Raw genomic sequence first — 17,563 nt, 5'->3', positions numbered from 1 at the left:
CAGAGCCTACTTGGCGGCCACCGGCAGCAGGCCGGTTTCGGCCAGGATCCCGCGGATCGAGGCGGCCTCGGAGGCATCCAGCGACGCCATCGGGGCGCTCATGGCGTTATTGGAGATGATGCCCAGTTCCACCAGGGCGGTCTTGAAGGCGCCCAGGCCCGCAGCCCCTGGCGACACCCGGGAAGCATCGGGGGTGTAGACGATGTCGAAGACGCGGGCCAGGCGGTCCTGCTCGGCCGCGGCGCCGGCCCAGTCGCCGGCCACTGCCTTCTCGAACAGGCGGCGGTAGCCGGCTGGGTCCACGTTGCCCAGGCCCGGGACCACGCCGTGGGCTCCGCCCAGCAGTGCCCCGTCGACGACGACCTCATGGCCGGTGAACACCGAGAAGCCCTCGATGTCCTTGGTGGCCAGCAGCAGCTGGCGGAAGGACACGTCGTCGCCCGAGGAGTCCTTCACGCCCACGATGGCGCCGGACTGCGCCAGCCGGATGGCCACATCCAGCGGCAGCTTGTGGTGGGTGCGCACCGGCACGTCGTAGGCGAAGATGTCGACCTGCAGGGTGTCGTGGATGGCGGTGAAGTGCGCTTCGATCTCCGGGCCGTTGGAGATGGCATAGAACGGGGTGGTGACCACCAGCGCGTCGGCGCCCAGGGCGATCAGGCGCTGGCCCTCGTCGATGACGCGGGCGGTGGTCTGCTCGCTGGCACCGACCAGCACCGGCACGCGGCCAGCGTTGGCGGCCACGATCCGGGTGAGTACCGCGTCGCGTTCGGCATTGGCCAGGTAGGGCACCTCGCCGGAGGAACCGAGCACGAACAGGCCGGCCACTCCCCCGTCGATCAGGTGTTCCACCACGGCATCCAGGCCGGCGGCGTCAATGGCGCCATCGGCGGTGCGCGGGGTGATGACCGGCGGGATGACGCCGGAGTACTTCGGGTTGTTCGTGTAAGCCACGGGGATTCGGTCTTTCTCTAGGTGCCGCAATTGCGGCGATTGGTTAGTGCTCCAGCAGTGCCGGGGCAGCACCCAACAGGGTGCGGGTGTAGTCATTGGTGGGCGCGTCGAATACCTGTGCGGCATCGCCTCGCTCGACGATTTGCCCGGAGTTCATCACGCAGATGGTGTCCGAAACATAGCGCACGGTCTGGATATCGTGGGAGATGAACACCATGCCCAGGTTCAGCTCTGATTTCAGGTCGGTGAGCAGGTTCAGCACCTGCGCCCGCACCGAGACATCCAGCGCGCTGGTGGGCTCATCGGCCACGATCACCGCAGGTTCCAGGGCCAGCGCCCTGGCGATGGCCACGCGCTGGCGCTGGCCGCCGGAGACCTGGCTGGGCAGGGCCGAGGCCGCCGAAGCCGGCAGGCCCACCACCTCAAGCAGTTCCAGCGCCTTGGCCTTGCGCGAAGCATCGCTGCCGATGCCATGCACGCGCAGCGGGTCGGTGAGCGTGTCCATGATCGACATGCGCGGATTCAGCGCGGTGGCCGGGTCCTGGAAGACCACGCCCACGCTGCGCCCGAACTCCTTGCGGCCTGCGGCGTTGCGCTTGCCCACCGGCTTGCCGTTGAACAGCACCTGCCCGCTGGTGGGTTCCTGCAGTCCCACCAGCACCGAGGCCAGGGTGGACTTGCCGCAACCGGATTCGCCCACGATGCCCACGGTCTTCCCGCGGCGCACCGCGAAGTCCACCCCGTTGACGGCCTTGATCAGGCGCGGGGAGAACAGCTTGCCGCCGCGGATCTTGTGGTGCACGTGGATATCCTGCAGCTCGATGATCGCGTTGCTCATTTGCTGGCTCCTTGAAGGTGGCTGCCATTGCCCTGGTGGCTGGCCCAGCGGTGCTCGCTGCCGGCGTCCACCGGGACGAAGGACAGGTGCTGGTCCGGGTCGGCGCCGGCACGCTGCGAACGCTCGGCGAAGCGGTCGCCGGCGGCGAAATCGTACGGGCTGGGGACGGTGCCCGGGATCTGGTGCAGGCGTTGCGCCTTCGACTCGATGGAGAGCACCGCGCCGAGCAGGCCCTGGGTGTATTCGTGATGCGGGTCAGAGAGCACCTCGCTGATCGGACCGGACTCCACCACCTGGCCGGCGTACATCACGGTGACCCGGTGGGCCAGCGAGGCCACCAGTGCCAGGTCGTGGGAGACGAAGACCATCGCGAAGCCCAGCTGCTCGCGCAGCTCGTTGAGCAGGTCGACCACCTGCTTCTGCACGGTGACATCCAGCGCGGTGGTCGGCTCGTCGCAGACCACCAGCTTGGGGCTGCGCGAGAGGGCCATGGCGATCAGCACGCGCTGGCGCTGGCCGCCGGAGAGCTCATGCGGGTAGGAGCGCAGGGTGCGCTTGGCATCCAGCTTGACCAGGGCGAGCAATTCCTCGGGGGTCTTGCGTCCGCCGCGGCGGGTGAGCTGGCGCAACTGGTCGCCGATGAGCATCGAGGGGTTCAGGCTGGACAGCGCGTCCTGGTAGACCATCGCGATCTGCTCGCCGCGCAGGCCCTTGTAGACCTTGTCGTCCCCGGCCCGGGTGCCGCCATCGGAGGTGGCCGGCAGCAGCTCCCGGCCCTCGAAGGTGATGGAGCCGGAGAGCTTGGCGCTGCCGGGCAGCAGGCCCATGATGGCCAGCGAGGTGATGGACTTGCCGCAGCCGGATTCGCCCACCAGCGCCATGGTTTCGCCCTCGCGCACCGCGAAGGAGACATCCTGCACGATCGGGGTGTCCCCGTAGCGCTCCGGGAAGCGGATGGACAGGTTCTTGACCTCCAGGATGGTGCGCGGCGCGCCCTGGGAGGTATCGAGCACCAGGCGGTCGGTGCGCTGGGCCTCGGCCGCTGCCAGCAGGTCCAGTTCCCCGCGCAGCCGCTCGGCGGCCTGCGGGTCCGCGGCCGCCTTGGCCTTGGCCAGCGCAGGTTCGCCGTTCTTCTTCGCCTGCTTCCTGGCCGAGCCCTTGGTGTTCACCAGCGCATCGGTCATGCCTTCGGCCAGCATGTTCAGCGCCAGCACGGTCAGCAGGATCACCAGGCCGGCGAAGGTGGTCGCCCACCACGCGCCGTTGAGCACCAGGGTGCGGCCGTAGGAAATCACGTTGCCCCAGCTCGGGGCCGGGTCCTGGATGCCTGCACCGAGGAAGGACAGGGATGCTTCGAGGATGATCGCGTCGGCCACCATCACGGTGGCGAAGACCATCACCGGGGCCGCGCAGTTGCGCAGCACGTGGGTGCCCAGGATGTAGAAGCGCCCGGCGCCGATCACGCGTTCGGCGCGCACATAGTCCTCTCCCCATTGGGCCAGCACGTTGGCACGGACCACCCGGGCGATCTGCGGGGTGTAGATGATCGCGATGGACAAGATGATCACCGGCAAGGTGTTGCCCAGCGAAGCCAGCAGCGCGGCGGCCAGGGCGATGCCCGGGAAGGCCATCACCATGTCCATGATGCGCATGATCGTCTCATTGGCCCATTTGGCGCTGGTGGCGGCCAACGCACCGAGCAGCCCGCCCATGACCAGTGCCAGCGCCACCGACCCCAGGCCGACCAGCAGCGAGGCTTGGGCGCCGAAGAGCAGGCGCGAGTAGATGTCGCGGCCCAGCCGGTCGGTGCCGAAGAAGTGCTCGGCGCTCGGCTTCTGCGCCGGGATTCCGGTGGCCAGCGGGTCGTGCGGGGCGATCAGCGGGGCGAAGAGGGCCACCGCGGCAATGGCCAGCAGGAAGGCCAAGGCGATTTTGGAGCCTGCCGGCAGCGCCTTGAAGCGGGCGCCGGAATCGGAAAGGCGGTTCACGAGGTTGTTGCGTGGGGCCATGATGCTCATCCCTACACCGTCCTAATTCGTGGGTTGATCAGCAGGTAGAGCAAGTCGACGATGATGTTCACGAGCACGAAGGTGATCGCGATGGTCAGCGTGACGCCCTGGACCAGGTTGGTGTCCTTGTTGGTAATGCCGTTCATGATCAGCTGTCCCATGCCGGGCAGGGAGAAGATCATCTCGATGACCACCGCACCGCCCAGCAGGTAGCCGATGCGCAGCCCGAGCACGGTCACCGGGGTGACCAGGGCGTTGCGCAGCACGTTCTTGGAGATCACTTCGCCGCGCGGCACGCCGTTGCCGATGGCGGTGCGCACGTAGTCGCGGTCCAGTTCCTCGACCATCGAGGTGCGCACCACGCGGGTGAGCGAGGCGGAGACCGGGATGGCCAGGGCCAGGGCCGGCAGCGCCATATGCAGCAGCCAGGTGCCTGGGCCCGATCCTTCGGGGGCAGCTCCTCCGGAGGGGAACAGCGGGCTTGAACCCAGGGCGAACCACTGGATGAGCAGGATGCCCAGCCAGAAGGACGGGGTGGCGATCGCCGCGATGGAGAAGATGCGGACCAGCTGGTCCGGCCAGCCATCGCGGTACAGCGCACCGAGCAGGCCGAAGGCCAGCGAGATGACCACGGCGATGACTACGCCCAGGAAGGTCAGCTGCAAGGTCAGCGGGAATGCGCCGGCGATCATCTGGGAGACCGATTGGGCTGGCGGGGTGGTCAGGCCGAAGTCCAGGCGGATGAGCCGGCCGATGAAGCTGATGTACTGGACCACCAGCGCGTCGTTCAGGCCGCGTTCCTCGCGGTAGGCCTCTTTGGCGGCCTCGGAGGCGCCCTCGCCCAGCGCGGAGGTGGCTTCATCGCCCGGGGCCAGCTTCATGATGATGAAGACCATGGCGGAGATGCCAAGGACCATCACCGGCAGCGCGGCCAGGCGGCGTAAGAGCAGGTTGAGGAAATTCCCCATGGAGTAGCTCCGTCGAGTATCGAAGTGTGCAGGTCATTGCGCTGTGCGGGCCGGGCGGCACGGCGTGGGTGCCGTGCCTCCCGGCCTGCTGCGCGGGGCCGGGGCCAGCTAGGCCTTGCGGTTCACGCCGACAAAGGAGATGCCGGTGGTTGGCAGCGGTGCGAAGCCTTCCAGCGCGTTTTCGTCCCAGGCCGATGGCAGCTGGCGGTGCAGCACCGGGTAGAGCGGGGCCTGTTCGGCGACGATGTTGATCGCCTTGCCCCACGCCGCCATGGCCTTGTTCGAATCATCGGTCTGGATGGCCGCGTCCAGCTGCTTCTGCAGCTCCTTGTATTCGGCCGTATCGTTCCAGCGGAAGCGGTTCTTCGGCCAGACATCGCCGCGGTAGAACCAGCTCATCAGCAGGTCCAGGTCGTTGCCGAAGACCGATGGGTCGCCCGGGGCGGCCACCACCGAGAAGGTGCCGCTGTCCACGTTGTCGGTGTACAGCGCGCCGGACTGCAGGTTCTTCATGGTGACCTTCACGCCCGGGATCTTGTTCCAGGATTCGAGGATCAGCGGGGCGATGTCCTTGACCCACGAGGTGTCGGTGGTCAGCAGCTCGAATTCCAGCTTGTCCACGCCGGCTTCGGCCAGCAGCGCCGCGGCCTTCGCCGCGTCGTAGCCGTAGACCGTATCCGCCTTGATGTACTGCGGGTGGCTTTCTTGCACATAGGAGCTGGCCGCCTTGGCGTTGCCCAGCAGCGCGGTGCTGATGATCGACTCGGTGTCCAGGCCGTAGTGCAGTGCCTGGCGGACCAGCGCGTTGTCGAATGGCTTCTTGGCGCAGTTGAACATCAGGAACAGCAGGCCGAAGGAATCGGCGCTCTTCACCGTGGCCTTCGAAGCCAGGCGGTCCATATCCAGGTACGGAACGTCCTCGATGGCCTGCACGCGGCCCGATTCCATGGCGGTCACGCGGGCCGCCGCATCGGAGAGCAGGAACCAGGTCATGCCGCTGGCGGTCGCCGGGTACTTGCCGTTGTAGCCCTCGAACTTCTCGAAGACGATCTTGTCATCCTTGGTGGCCGAGACCAGCTTGTACGGGCCGGTGCCGATCGGCGCGGCGTCGAAGCCGGCCTGGTCCTTGGAAGCCACGGCCTTCGGCACGATCTTGACCACCGAGATGCGGGTCGGGAACAGCGGGAAGGCGTAGTTCAGCGTGAACGCGACGGTCTTCTCGTCCTTGGCCTTCACCGACTTGATGAAGGGGATGAACTGGGCGAACAGCGAGGCGTTGCCGGTGTCCAGCACCCGCTCGAAGGAGTAGACGACGTCCTGGATGGTGACCGCTTCCCCGTTGTGGAAGGTGGCCCCGTCGCGCAGGGTGATTTCCCAGCTGGTGTCGTCAATCTGCTTCGGCTCCGCCGCTGCCAGCGCCAGGTACGGTTCACGGGTGGCCGGGTGCAGGTCCACCAGGCCTTCGAAGATGTGCATATTGGCGGCGAACGGCGTCGCGCCGGAGGAGGTCATCGGGTCGAAACCTGTGGACAGGGCGTAGGAAATGCCTGCCTCGATGGTGCCCGTGCCGGCAGCTGCGGTGCTGCCCGCGCCGCCGCTGGCTCCTGGGGAGCAGGCGGCCAGGCTGGCCGAGAATGCCGCAGCAGCGCCAACCATGCCGGTGATCTTCAGGAAATCTCGTCGTGCAAAGGGCTTGTTGGCTACTTCGTTCAAAGCCATTCTTGCCACCTCCAGGAAAATGAGTGAGTGTTGTAGGACGTAGGATGTCCGATCTATGGTCTAGACTGTAGTGGACGTCACGCCGCATGGTCAACTGCGTCACATGAACTTCTCCGCCCGCCGAGGAAAGCAGGATCCGTTGAGCACGATGCCAGCCCGCCGATCAGATGCCCGTGCCCGCCTGCGCGCGCTGACCAATGACATCACCACGCTGATCCTGGAACGCGGATTGCTGCCCGGGGACCCGCTGCCCACCGAGCAGGAACTCATGGCCGAGCTGGGTGTGGGGCGCAACTCCCTGCGCGAGGCGATCAAGGTGCTCCAGGCCCTGGGCATCATCGACACCCGCCACGGTTTCGGCATGTTCGTGGCCCAGGAAAACCTCAACGCCCTGCATGACTCCCTGGCCTTCCGCGGGCAGATGTCGCTGCGCCACCATGGCCATGAGGCCAGTGAGCTGGTCGATGTCCGCCAGGCACTGGAAACCGGACTGATCGGCCTGGCCATCCGCGCGGTCACCGACGAGCACCTGGAGGCCTTGGAGCAGTGCGTAAGCCAGATGGAGCAGCACGCGGCGCGCGAGGAGACCTTCGTCGAGCAGGACAAGGCCTTCCACCGCATCCTCTTCGAGCCGCTGGGCAACCAGCTGCTGACCAACCTGCTCGGAGTGTTCTGGGATGTCTACCGCACCATCTACGATGCGATCGACTCCGATCTGGAAATCACCCAGCCGGCCAAGACCGCCCAGGACCACCGCGATATCCTCGACGCGGTACGCGCCAAGGACGTGGAAACCGCCCGGCAGCTGATCTCCGAGCACTTCCACGGCATTCGCGCCCTGCTGGCGAGCCGGGAAGTTTAGCAAAAAGAACCCTAAAGCATTCCTTTCACAGCTAAGCTGGGGTGGTGGACACACTTCAACGCTATGCACCCAATGAAAACCTCAGGCGCGACGAAGCGGCCTGGCGCGCACGGAATATCGAATGGCACTTCGCCGAGGTCCAGCTCGATCTTTCCAATGCCACCGATCGCACAGCCACCAGCTTCAGCTCGATCACCACGCTGAACTTCAGCTCCAAGGATCCGGCAGCCTTCATCGACTTCATCCACGAATCCGTGGACGAGGTACTGGTCAACGGCACCGCGATCGACCTGGAATCCGCAGTGCTCGATGCACGCATCTACCTCGATCAGCTGCGCACCGACGTGCCGAACACCGTGAAGATCACCGGGCGGGCGATCTACTCGCGCTCCGGCGAGGGCCTGCACCGCTTCGTGGATCCGCAGGATGGCCAAACCTACCTCTACACCCAGTTCGAGCCTTCCGAGGCGCGCCGGGTCTTCGCCTGCTTCGAGCAGCCCGACCTGAAGACCAGCTACCGCTTCACCCTCACCGGCCCGGCAGCCTGGCATCTGGCCAGCAACCAGCCGATCGTCGATGAGGTACTGCACGATGACGGCACCAAGACCGTGGCCTGCGCCCCGACTCCCCCGATCTCCAGCTACATCACCGCGGTGCTGGCCGGACCGTACCACGTGGTGCGCGGCGAGCACCTCCAGCGGCTGGAGGACGGCGAAGAGCTGAGCATCGAGATGGCCGCCACCTGCCGCGCCTCGCTGGCCGGGCACTTCGACGGCGACGAGATCATCAAGCTGACCAGCCAGGGCCTGGACTACTACCACCAGCTGTTCGACTACCCCTACCCGTGGGGCAAGTACGACTCGGCGTTCGTGCCGGAGTACAACCTCGGCGCCATGGAAAACCCGGGCCTGGTCACCTTCACCGAACGCTACGTCTTCACCTCGCACGCCACCGAAGGCCAGTACGAGCAGCGCGGCAACACCCTGATGCACGAAATGGCGCACATGTGGTTCGGCGACCTGGTCACCATGAAGTGGTGGGATGACCTGTGGCTCAAGGAATCCTTCGCCGACTACATCGGCACCCTGGCCAACGACGAAGCCACCGATTTCACCACCGCGTGGACCACCTTCGCGGCGCGCCGCAAGGCCTGGGCCTACGTGGCCGACCAGATGCCCACCACCCACCCCATCGTGGCCGACATCCCGGACCTGCTGGCCGCGGACCAGAATTTCGATGGCATCACCTATGCCAAGGGCGCCAGCGTGCTCAAGCAGCTGGCCGCCTTTGTCGGCGCCGAGGCCTTCCGCGACGCCGCCCGCGCCTACTTCCGCAAGCACGCCTACGGCAATACCTCGCTGGATGACTTCCTCGAAGCGCTCGAAGCGGCCAGCGGCCGCGATATGGGCCAGTGGGCGGATGCCTGGCTGAAGACCAGCGGCGTGCCGAAGCTGCACGTCGAGTACACCACCGATGCCGGCGGCACCATCACCGCGGCATCGCTGATCCAGTCGGGCACCGATCCGGTCACCGGGCAGAAGATCGCCCGCCCGCATGTGCTTTCGGTCGGCGCCTACCAGCTGGACGGGAGCCAGCTGGTGCGCACCGACTCGGTGGACGTGGAGCTCTCCGGCGAATCGGCGGCCCTGGACTTCCTGGTCGGACGCCGGATCCCGGATCTGCTGCTGCCCAACGACGGCGATGAGACCTATGCGCTGATCGAATTCGACCCGGTTTCGCGTGCCACCTTGCTCGGCCACCTCTCGGGCCTGGGCGACTCGCTGCCCCGCGCCACCTGCTGGGCGTCGCTGTGGGATGCGGTGCGTTCGGCCACCTTGGATGCGCAAAGCTACGTGCAGGCGATCCTCGATCACGCGCACGCCGTCACCGACGCGGGCGTCTTCGGGGTGCTTACCGACCAGTTGGCCACCTCGATTTCCAAGTACGTTGCCCCCGAGCTGCGCGCGGAGCTGCGCCAGAAGGCCGCCGCAACCCTCACCGGGTGGCTCACCCGGTTCGAGGCCGGCGGAGACCAGCAGACCACCACCGCGCGCACCCTGGTTCGCCTGGCCCGTGCCGGCGTGGCTCCGGAGGCGCTCGACGCCTTCCTGGGCGAGCAGCCCAATGCCTACCAGGTCACCGTCGATGAGCAGCTGCTGTGGGGTTCCTACATCGCGCTGGCCGCTTCCGGCCGGCTCGACGAGGCCGCCGAGGCATCCATGCACGAAGCGGCCAAGGCCAACCCCACCAGCGTGGCGCAGAATTCGGTTCGCACCGCGCTGGCGGCGCGCCCGGATCCGCAGGCCAAGGACACCGCTTTCGACACCGTGCTGATGGCGCGCGATGAACACGGGGAGCTGTCCAACGATGCCCTCTCGGCCACCGCGCTGGGCTTCACCATGGGTTCCTCCGCCCTGCTGGCACCGTTCGAGGAACGCTACTGGGCCGCGATCCTGCCGGTCTTCGAGACCATGGGCATGGAATTCGCCACGCGCGTGATCGAGGGGCTGTATCCAGGGCACCAGGATCTCCAGGGCGCCATCGAGCAGAACCATGCACTGGCTACCGCTACTGCATGGCTGGAACGCCATGAGAGCGCACCGGCCGCCCTCAAGCGCATCCTGCTTGAGGAACGCGCAGAACTGGAACGCTCGCTGAAGGCCCAGGCCTACAGCCGCACCAGCCGCTAGGCGCTGGCCCTCCGAAGGCCGGCCCGCTGCTTATCCACGCAGCGGGCCGGCTTTTCCGTGCCGCTACACGCTGCCGGCCCAGCGGAGATGGCAGGGCCACAGCAACCATGGCCTCAAGCAAAACAAGGGCCTGGCCTCGAACTTGATCGAGAACAGGCCCTTGGATCTTGGCTCGCTACGGAACCCGCGCGGTCCACTGCGCGGTAGCGAATTTGGCCTCGGCCAATTCCTTCGCCGCCAGACGGGATTCGGCATCCAGCTGCGCCGGCTTGGCCCCGGTGCGCTTGGCGAAGGTGTCCATCATGACGTTGATGATCTCCATGCGATCCAGCTTTGTCTGCGACTTCAGCGGATCCACACGCTTGACCGCTGAGGTGATGCCCTTGTCGGAGATCTTCTCCCGGCCAATGCGCAGCACCTGGGTCATCTTCTCCGCGTCGATGTCGTAGCTCATCGTGACGTGGTGCAGCATCGCACCGTTGGCCAGGCGCTTTTGCGCTGCGCCGCCGATCTTGCCGGCAGGGGTCGCGATGTCGTTCAGCGGCTTGTAGTACGCTTCCAGGCCGATGCTTTCCAGCGCTTCCATCACCCAGGCGTCCAGGTACGGGTAGGAATCGGCAAAGCTCATGCCGTCCACCAGGGATTCAGGAGCGTAGAGCGAGTAGGTAATGCAGTTGCCAGCTTCCATGAACATCGCGCCGCCTCCGGAAATGCGGCGAACCACCTGGATGCCGTGCTTTTCGGCTTGCTCCATGTCCACTTCGTTCTTCAGCGACTGGAAGGAGCCGATCACGACGGCGCCTTCGCTCCAGTCCCAGAAGCGGATGGTCGGCTTGCGGGTCCCCTTGGCGATTTGCCGGGTCAGCACCTCATCCAGCGCCACTTGCTCGGTGATTGGAATGATCTCCGGGCCCAAGACTTCCCACTCGTGGTCTTCCCACTTGGTGGCGTGTCCCAGCGCGCGGCGGACGACGCGCGCGATGGCGTCTTCGTCAAAACCGAACATCACTGCGCCTTCACGCAGATTGTCGGTTACCGCATTGCGTATGGTGCTGTGGCTGGCGTCCGCTGGCAAACCGCGTAGCGCATCATTCAAGTCATCGAGTGCATCATCTGGTTCCAGGAAGAAGTCGCCATTCAATGACACTTCGGTGATCACGCCATCGGAAGTATCCAGATCTACAACGACTAATTTGCCACCGACTACCTTGTATTCACCATGATGCTTCATGGTTTCATTCTATCCCCGGCTGCCCACTAGTCGAATCCACGCGCCCCCGGATTCGGTGGTTCGCAGTGGCAACATTCGACGCCGGATAATAATCGAATAAATATTCGAGAATACTTCCACATTCCTCGGATTTCCGGGCCAAACTGTCTGTTGCCGGCAGGATAATTAACTATGGCTATACCCGATTTCATCCATGACGACGATGATGAACATCGTCTACCGTTGCCCCCAGCTGGCACTCGCACAGAATCCCACAAGGATTCGTTATTCAGCGACCATCTCGAACATCACCTGTTCCATGGTCCGCTGAAGCAATTGGCAGATGAGCTCTACGACGCGGGCCCGCTCAATGGCCCCGACGACGCCCTCGAACGGCTGAAGAAGATCCAACGCATTCAGAGCACCCTCGATGCAATGACATCTGTGCTGCTGGCCGATTCAGTAGAACAAGTCAGTGAATCATTTGCCGATATGATCGCCACCGCGGGGACCGCTACCGAGGAGGAGGAACGCGAGGCTCGGAAAAGTGCTCAATACTATGGCGTTGACCGCGGCAGTGACCAGGTCATCAACTCCAACTTCATCGCAGAAGCGGCTGTCGCGCTGCGTGAGACCCCCCGCATGGTATTCAAGCGGATGTTCTATGCCAAGGGTCTTCGCTACGCCTGCAAGGAAACTCTCACGGCTCTGGCTGCCGGAGAGATCACGCCCAAGGCAGCGCATGACATCGTGAAGTATTCGCAGGACTTGCTCCCCGAACAAATCATGCAGATGCAACGCGTGCTGTTGCCCATGGCGAAGACCGCGTCTGATGACGCGATATACCAACGCGCACGCCGGTTCCATGACAGGATGTGCCCGGAGGCCGCCGAACAAAGGTACAAGAAGTCTGAAAAGAATCGCAAGCTCACGCTGTGGGATAACGAAAATGGCATGTCCACCCTCAAGTACTACAACAGTGCCGCAGTGATTCATTCCATCAAGAACTCCGTGAAGTGGCTAGCTGATCAGCATAACGATCCGCAGGATCCCCGTACCCGGGAGCAAATAGAAGCGGACGCCTTTGCAGACATCATCCTCAACGGCTGGCCGGACCGGGAAGGCACGCCCCTCAAGCCACGGGTATCCATCACGATTCCCGCGGTGGAAATGCTGGCGGATCCCACAAGGACCGTGGCTGACCTGGAAGGCTACGGCCCCATCCCACTGGGGGTCGCATTGGCGTTGGCAAAGGATGCGCCTTCGTTCCAGCGCGTGCTGACCGATCCATGGACTGGCGCCGCGATAGATGTCGAGCGCAGGCGCTACCGGCCCTCGCAGAGTCTCAAGGATCTGTTACGGCACCGCGATGAGCATTGCTGCTTCCCCGGCTGTCGCCGTCCAGCTGACCGCTCCGAGATTGACCATATAAATGGCTGGGCTCACGGAGGGCATACGACCAGGAACAATACGCATCTGCTGTGCAAGCAGCATCAAATGTTCAAGCATGCATTGGGTTGGAAAGTCGTTCCGCGTCCTGACGGATCCAAGATGTGGGTGACTCCACACGGGCTGAGCGCACTCGTTATTCCGGAAAGCGTCAAGCGTGTGGACCAATTCGATCATGTAAATGATCATTGCCCAGAGCGCCCTAAGGTCATTCCTTTGCCGCATATTCGACTCACGGCAGAAGTACGCAGGGTACTTGGGCTCAAGCCTCGCGTCGACATTCCAGACGAGGATCCCGGTCCTGAATCGCCGCCAGATGACGGCCAGAAGGAAACAGGCTGAGGACGCTATCCCGATTGACCGGTTTTTGGGTGACAGAATTTTTCAGTCACCAGCACCTCCACACCACCAATAACACCATTCACGCAACGGCGATGGAGCCAGTTGCTCGGAGCAGTGCGGCCAAGACGTCTGCTTCGACGAGTCAGCGAATCCTTATTCAGCCGCCACTGGAAACCCCGACGGCTATAGCACCGAAAAGCTCTGGGCAAACGCTCCTGACAATATTTTTCAGTCATCCCCGGCTGCCCCGACGGCTATTGCGCCGAACGACGCTGGGGCGGACGCTGCTGACAATATTTTTCAGTCACTGGCGCATCCAGGAAACTGCCAAGATGCCGCGATGCGCATCGTGGCGCGAAAAACGAATCCTCTTAGACGGTTCCGTGAAAACATTTTTCAGTCACTGATGGACAGGCGTGCTGTTAAAGCAGCAGCGGCGTGTTCCCAAATACTGGAAACACGCCGCGAAAGCTTGCTAGGGACGAAGTATTACTTCTTGCCGCCGAAGCCCTTGAAGCGGGCGTTGAAGCGCTCGACACGACCAGCGGTGTCCATGATGCGCTGCTTGCCGGTGTAGAACGGGTGCGAAGCTGCCGAGATTTCGACGTCGATTACTGGGTAGGTGTTGCCATCTTCCCATTCGATGGTCTTGTCCGACTTAGCGGTCGAACGGGTCAGGATCTTCTCGCCGGATGCCAGGTCGTTGAAGACAACTGGGCCGTACTGTGGATGGATATCAGCCTTCATAGCTATACACCTTTTTTGTTTATGGCCACTGGATTTTGCCAGTAGCTACTTACTCGGAAATTGTGTCCCGCATTCAGGGCTCCATGAAGAGACCTCAATGCACAGACAGTCCATCCTATCGCAAAAGCGGCGGCGGCAGAAACCTTCTTAGCGTGGCGCGGAGCACAAATGCCAGAATGCAATTGCGCTAGCGGCACCAACATTCAGGGAATCCACTTCGCGGTACATAGGGATGATCACGGTCCGGTCAACGGCGGCCAGAGCTTCATCGGTAACTCCCCTGCCTTCGTTGCCCAAGATCATGGCGACCTTCTGGCCAGACTTGATCTCTACTTCGTTTAGCGGGATCGCGTCCTCGGTCAGTTCCATGGCGAGCATCTCGTAGCCATGCTTCTTCAAGGTCTGGATGTCCTCTGGCCACGACAGCATGCGTACCCAAGGAAGGTCGAAGACCGTCCCCATTGAAACGCGGGCGCTGCGACGGTACCAGGGGTCCACGCATTTGGGGGTGAGCAGCACAGCGTCAACGCCGAGCCCTGAAGCCGAACGAATAATTGCGCCGAGGTTAGTATGGTCGGCGATGTCTTCCAAGATGGCAACGCGCGAACTGGCTTCAAGCACTTCGTCCAGATCCAGCGGTTCGGGACGAGTCATCGCTGCCATGGCGCCGCGGTGCAAGTGGAAGCCGACCAGATCCTGGAGCTGCCGATCATCCCCAATGAAAATCGGCGCGTCCGGGAAACGGTTGAACTCCTCGGTTAGCTGGTCCAAATGCTTTTCGGCGAGCAAGAAGCTGCGCGGCACGTGGCCCGCGTTGATCGCACGCTGCACCACTTTGGTGCTCTCGGCAATGTAGAGCCCGTTTTCCACGTCAGTGCGCATACGCAGGTTCGCTTCGGAGAGCCGGAGGTACTCGTCGAGGCGGGAATCAGCCAGATCCGCGACCGGCAGGATCCGTTCAGGGTTGAGAATTTCAGCCACGAGCTACACCAACTTGTAGAGCATGTTGCCCAAGGCAACCAGGCCCAGGATGACGATGACCAGGCGCAGCAGCCCAGGCGAGAGCTTGCGGCCAATCTTGGCGCCGGCAAATCCGCCGATCAGCGAGCCGACAGCGATAAGCAGGACGACGAGCCAATTGATGCGTTCCGGCGCAATGATCAGGTACATCGCGGCCGCCACGAGATTCACGATCAGGGAGAGGATGACCTTGATTGCATTGGACTGCTGCAGGGATGCTTGCAAGAACACGCCGAATACCGCCATCAGCAGGACTCCCTGCGCGGCGGTGAAGTAGCCGCCATAGACACCGATGATGAACACCAGGATGTAGAGGACCATTGGAATCTGGGCGCGATCGGCATCATCCGGGTCGGTGCCGCCGGAAGCGGCCTGCCGGGTCTTCGCCCACTTGGCAAGACGGGGCTGGAAGATCACCAGCACCAGCGCGCAAACCAGCAGCACCGGCGCAACGATGCCGAAGACGGACTCCGGCAGGTTCAGGAGGAGCAAGGAACCGATCAACCCGCCGACCAGTGAAACCGGCACGAGTTTGAGCAGCGTCTTCTTGACGCTGGCAGCTTCTCGACGGTACCCCCAGGCACCGGAGAAGCCACCAGCAACCAGACCCATGGCGTTGGAGACGACGGCATTCACCGGAGCCATGCCCAACGCCACGAGAATGGGGAAAGTGACCAACGTGCCCGAACCGACGACGGTGTTGATAGTTCCGGCCCACAGTCCGCCAATGAAGACCAGGGCTTCGCGCCAAAATTCGATCACGTGGAATTTTCCCCTTTAGTTATTGCTGTTAGCTGCGTGCAAAAGCAGAGTAGCGTCCACCTTCACGGCGCAGGCTCAGCGGCATGCCGTAGGTTGCTTCCAGGTTCGCTTCGTTCAGCGTGGATTCGATCTCGCCGGCAGCGACAACTTCGCCGTCGCGCATCATCAAGATGTGGGTGAATCCCGCTGGCACCTCTTCAAGGTGGTGGGTTACCAGAACCAGCGCCGGGGCATCCTCGTCGGCTGCCAGTTCCGCCAGCTTGCCAACCAGGTCTTCGCGCCCGGCAAGGTCCAAGCCTGCTGCAGGCTCATCGAGGATCAGCAGTTCGGGATCGGTCATCAAGGCACGGGCGATCAGCACGCGCTTGCGCTCGCCTTCTGAAAGCTTGCCGAAAGGCTGGTTCATGAAGGTGGACATGCCCCAGTTGTGCAGCAGATGGAAAGCACGGCGCTCATCGAGCTTCTCGTACTTCTCGCGCCAGCGACCGGTCATGCCGTAAGCCGCGGTGAGTACTACGTTCAGCGCGGTTTCGTTGGCTGGAATGGAGTTGGCAACCAGGGCTGAGCTCAGGCCGATCAACGGACGCAGATCGAAGACCGACACCTTGCCCAAACGTTCGCCAAGGATATCCGCGGTACCGCGGGTTGGGTGCAGCCGGGTGGCCGCAATGTTCATCAAGGTCGACTTGCCGGCGCCATTGGGGCCAATCACAATCCACCGCTGTCCTTCTTTGACTTCCCAGGACACGTCCTTGAGCAGGTCTTTTCGCCCGCGTACAACGCTGACATCTTTGAAAGTTAGCACTTCGCTCATGGTATTCAAGATTAGACTTTTCGCCCCTGTTTCACTAATTGGAAATGCCGAACGGGGCCTGAGATCGCCGGATTGACCTGTATTGCGTCCAACGGCAATACTAGTTCGCTCCCCTGGGCCTGGTCAGCAGCTTTGCGCCAACACGTCATGTTTGGTCGTAAACACCGAAGCAATGAAAAATGGTTGCATGGCTTCATCATTGGTTTTCGCATCCCGCCCCGCTTTCTCCCGCACCGACTTCAACGCTGTATTGCAGCAAGCGGCCGCCGCCGGGCTCATTCCCGCCGCGGACGAGAGCCAGATCAAAGCCAGCGAAGAGCGGCTGGTCGCCAAGTTCCGCCTTGAACAGGCCGATCAGGCGAAGCTGCAGCAGGCTGCTGCGGCATTCGTCGATGCGCAGGTCGCCGACGGCGCACTGGAATACGCGGACATGTGCGTAGCGGTGGTACCGGCCGAACTCGTCGATGCTCCGCAGCTGCTCTTGCTGATGGATGTCGATTCCACCTTGATCAAGCAGGAAGTCATCGAACTGCTCGCCGCTCACGCTGGACGGGAAGAAGAAGTGGCTGCGGTGACCGAAGCCGCGATGCGCGGTGAACTGGATTTCGCCCAGTCCTTGATCCAGCGCGTAGCTACCTTGAAGGATCTGCCAGATACTGTCCTTGCCGAGGTAGGCCAGCGCATTGTCCTCTCGGACGGCGCCGAAGCCCTGGTCAAACGGTTCCACGCTGCTGGGCACAAGGTCGGCGTAGTTTCCGGCGGGTTCCAGCAGATCTTGGATCCGTTGGCTGCCCATCTGGGCCTGGACCATGCGCTGGCTAACACCCTGGGCATTTCCGAGGGAATTCTTGACGGAACCGTTCACGGCCAGATCGTCGATCGCGGCATGAAGGAAACGATGCTGCGCGCCTGGGCCGAGGAACATCAGATCCCGATGACGGCAACCGTCGCCGCCGGTGATGGCGCCAATGATCTGGCCATGGTTGCTGCCGCGGGTTTGGGCGTGGCTTTCAATGCGAAGCCTGCCCTGCGCGATGAGGCGGTCGTGCGCCTGGACTTCTCGCGCCTGGACGTCATCGCCGACCTAGTACTCAATGATTTGGCTTAGCGGAATCCAACAACTGCATAACAATTCTGCCGATAGCGGCTTTCGGTAACTTGATCGGTTGTTCCAGCGGT

At 63.2% G+C, this 17,563-nt stretch carries 14 protein-coding genes; 4 read left to right on the top strand and 10 right to left on the bottom strand.

The features are described 5' to 3' along the window. Nucleotides 1-6 precede the first annotated feature (6 nt). The 5 genes from ACIQTS_RS09780 to ACIQTS_RS09760 all read right to left on the bottom strand — a co-directional run bounded on the left by ACIQTS_RS09780 (nucleotide 7) and on the right by ACIQTS_RS09760 (nucleotide 6,488). The gene (locus ACIQTS_RS09780) at nucleotides 7-954 is read right to left on the bottom strand and encodes a dihydrodipicolinate synthase family protein (protein ID WP_402473043.1); all 948 of its coding nucleotides are present in this window, start codon (nucleotides 952-954) and stop codon (nucleotides 7-9) included. Between the two features lie 43 nt (nucleotides 955-997). Next, on the bottom strand, nucleotides 998-1,792 hold the full coding sequence (locus tag ACIQTS_RS09775; protein ID WP_402473040.1) for an ABC transporter ATP-binding protein: 795 nt from the start codon (nucleotides 1,790-1,792) through the stop codon (nucleotides 998-1,000). Continuing rightward, a complete protein-coding gene (locus ACIQTS_RS09770; protein WP_402473038.1) occupies nucleotides 1,789-3,810 on the bottom strand; it encodes a dipeptide/oligopeptide/nickel ABC transporter permease/ATP-binding protein in 2,022 nt (673 codons plus the stop codon). Before ACIQTS_RS09770 ends, ACIQTS_RS09775 begins: the two co-directional genes overlap by 4 nt. Before the next feature lie 2 nt (nucleotides 3,811-3,812). Beyond that, nucleotides 3,813-4,769 (bottom strand): ABC transporter permease, encoded by a 957-nt coding sequence (locus ACIQTS_RS09765; RefSeq protein ID WP_332488901.1) that lies wholly within the window; start codon nucleotides 4,767-4,769, stop codon nucleotides 3,813-3,815. 108 nt (nucleotides 4,770-4,877) lie between these two features. After that, the gene (locus ACIQTS_RS09760) at nucleotides 4,878-6,488 is read right to left on the bottom strand and encodes an ABC transporter substrate-binding protein (protein ID WP_402473036.1); all 1,611 of its coding nucleotides are present in this window, start codon (nucleotides 6,486-6,488) and stop codon (nucleotides 4,878-4,880) included. A 103-nt stretch (nucleotides 6,489-6,591) separates the two neighbouring features. Between ACIQTS_RS09760 and ACIQTS_RS09755 the strand changes: the two genes are divergently transcribed. Both ACIQTS_RS09755 and pepN read left to right on the top strand, forming a co-directional pair. Beyond that, entirely contained in the window at nucleotides 6,592-7,350 is a 759-nt protein-coding gene (locus ACIQTS_RS09755; protein WP_402473033.1) for a FadR/GntR family transcriptional regulator, read from the top strand. Nucleotides 7,351-7,394: 44 nt separating this feature from the next. Continuing rightward, a complete protein-coding gene (pepN, locus tag ACIQTS_RS09750; protein ID WP_402473030.1) occupies nucleotides 7,395-10,040 on the top strand; it encodes an aminopeptidase N in 2,646 nt (881 codons plus the stop codon). 175 nt (nucleotides 10,041-10,215) lie between these two features. Here the strand turns inward: pepN and ACIQTS_RS09745 are convergent, their stop codons facing one another. After that, nucleotides 10,216-11,271, bottom strand: coding sequence for a biotin/lipoate A/B protein ligase family protein (locus ACIQTS_RS09745; RefSeq protein WP_400342360.1), 1,056 nt, complete (start codon nucleotides 11,269-11,271; stop codon nucleotides 10,216-10,218). Nucleotides 11,272-11,442: 171 nt separating this feature from the next. Here ACIQTS_RS09745 and ACIQTS_RS09740 point away from each other — a divergent pair, with 171 nt between their 5' ends. Beyond that, nucleotides 11,443-13,041 carry a DUF222 domain-containing protein gene (locus ACIQTS_RS09740; protein WP_402473026.1) on the top strand — a complete coding sequence of 533 codons (1,599 nt, stop codon included), beginning with the start codon at nucleotides 11,443-11,445 and terminating at the stop codon, nucleotides 13,039-13,041. 489 nt (nucleotides 13,042-13,530) lie between these two features. Here the strand turns inward: ACIQTS_RS09740 and ACIQTS_RS09735 are convergent, their stop codons facing one another. From ACIQTS_RS09735 to ACIQTS_RS09720, 4 genes are all read right to left on the bottom strand, one after another. After that, nucleotides 13,531-13,788 carry a type B 50S ribosomal protein L31 gene (locus ACIQTS_RS09735; RefSeq protein WP_013348950.1) on the bottom strand — a complete coding sequence of 86 codons (258 nt, stop codon included), beginning with the start codon at nucleotides 13,786-13,788 and terminating at the stop codon, nucleotides 13,531-13,533. 147 nt (nucleotides 13,789-13,935) lie between these two features. Beyond that, nucleotides 13,936-14,769, bottom strand: coding sequence for an RNA methyltransferase (locus ACIQTS_RS09730; protein ID WP_332595155.1), 834 nt, complete (start codon nucleotides 14,767-14,769; stop codon nucleotides 13,936-13,938). A gap of 3 nt (nucleotides 14,770-14,772) precedes the next feature. Next, on the bottom strand, nucleotides 14,773-15,570 hold the full coding sequence (locus tag ACIQTS_RS09725) for a sulfite exporter TauE/SafE family protein (protein ID WP_133833401.1): 798 nt from the start codon (nucleotides 15,568-15,570) through the stop codon (nucleotides 14,773-14,775). 28 nt (nucleotides 15,571-15,598) lie between these two features. Then, nucleotides 15,599-16,384, bottom strand: coding sequence for an ABC transporter ATP-binding protein (locus ACIQTS_RS09720; protein WP_105657799.1), 786 nt, complete (start codon nucleotides 16,382-16,384; stop codon nucleotides 15,599-15,601). A gap of 187 nt (nucleotides 16,385-16,571) precedes the next feature. Here ACIQTS_RS09720 and serB point away from each other — a divergent pair, with 187 nt between their 5' ends. Next, nucleotides 16,572-17,492, top strand: coding sequence for a phosphoserine phosphatase SerB (serB, locus tag ACIQTS_RS09715; RefSeq protein ID WP_365946125.1), 921 nt, complete (start codon nucleotides 16,572-16,574; stop codon nucleotides 17,490-17,492). The last annotated feature ends 71 nt before the right edge of the window (nucleotides 17,493-17,563 follow it).

Origin of the sequence: Glutamicibacter sp. NPDC090743 (assembly GCF_044769125.1) — a bacterium.
Lineage (GTDB): Bacteria > Actinomycetota > Actinomycetes > Actinomycetales > Micrococcaceae > Glutamicibacter.
This window is presented reverse-complemented; position numbering and strand designations above follow the sequence as displayed.

Bases quoted from the DNA above. Each gene is read 5' to 3' on its own strand.
- ACIQTS_RS09735 (WP_013348950.1), bottom strand. From the start codon at position 13,788: ATGAAGGCTGATATCCATCCACAGTACGGCCCAGTTGTCTTCAACGAC.
- ACIQTS_RS09775 (WP_402473040.1), bottom strand. From the start codon at position 1,792: ATGAGCAACGCGATCATCGAGCTGCAGGATATCCACGTGCACCACAAG.
- serB (WP_365946125.1), top strand. From the start codon at position 16,572: ATGGCTTCATCATTGGTTTTCGCATCCCGCCCCGCTTTCTCCCGCACC.
- ACIQTS_RS09755 (WP_402473033.1), top strand. From the start codon at position 6,592: ATGAACTTCTCCGCCCGCCGAGGAAAGCAGGATCCGTTGAGCACGATG.
- ACIQTS_RS09760 (WP_402473036.1), bottom strand. From the start codon at position 6,488: ATGGCTTTGAACGAAGTAGCCAACAAGCCCTTTGCACGACGAGATTTC.
- ACIQTS_RS09745 (WP_400342360.1), bottom strand. From the start codon at position 11,271: ATGAAGCATCATGGTGAATACAAGGTAGTCGGTGGCAAATTAGTCGTT.
- ACIQTS_RS09720 (WP_105657799.1), bottom strand. From the start codon at position 16,384: ATGAGCGAAGTGCTAACTTTCAAAGATGTCAGCGTTGTACGCGGGCGA.
- ACIQTS_RS09770 (WP_402473038.1), bottom strand. From the start codon at position 3,810: ATGAGCATCATGGCCCCACGCAACAACCTCGTGAACCGCCTTTCCGAT.
- ACIQTS_RS09740 (WP_402473026.1), top strand. From the start codon at position 11,443: ATGGCTATACCCGATTTCATCCATGACGACGATGATGAACATCGTCTA.
- ACIQTS_RS09765 (WP_332488901.1), bottom strand. From the start codon at position 4,769: ATGGGGAATTTCCTCAACCTGCTCTTACGCCGCCTGGCCGCGCTGCCG.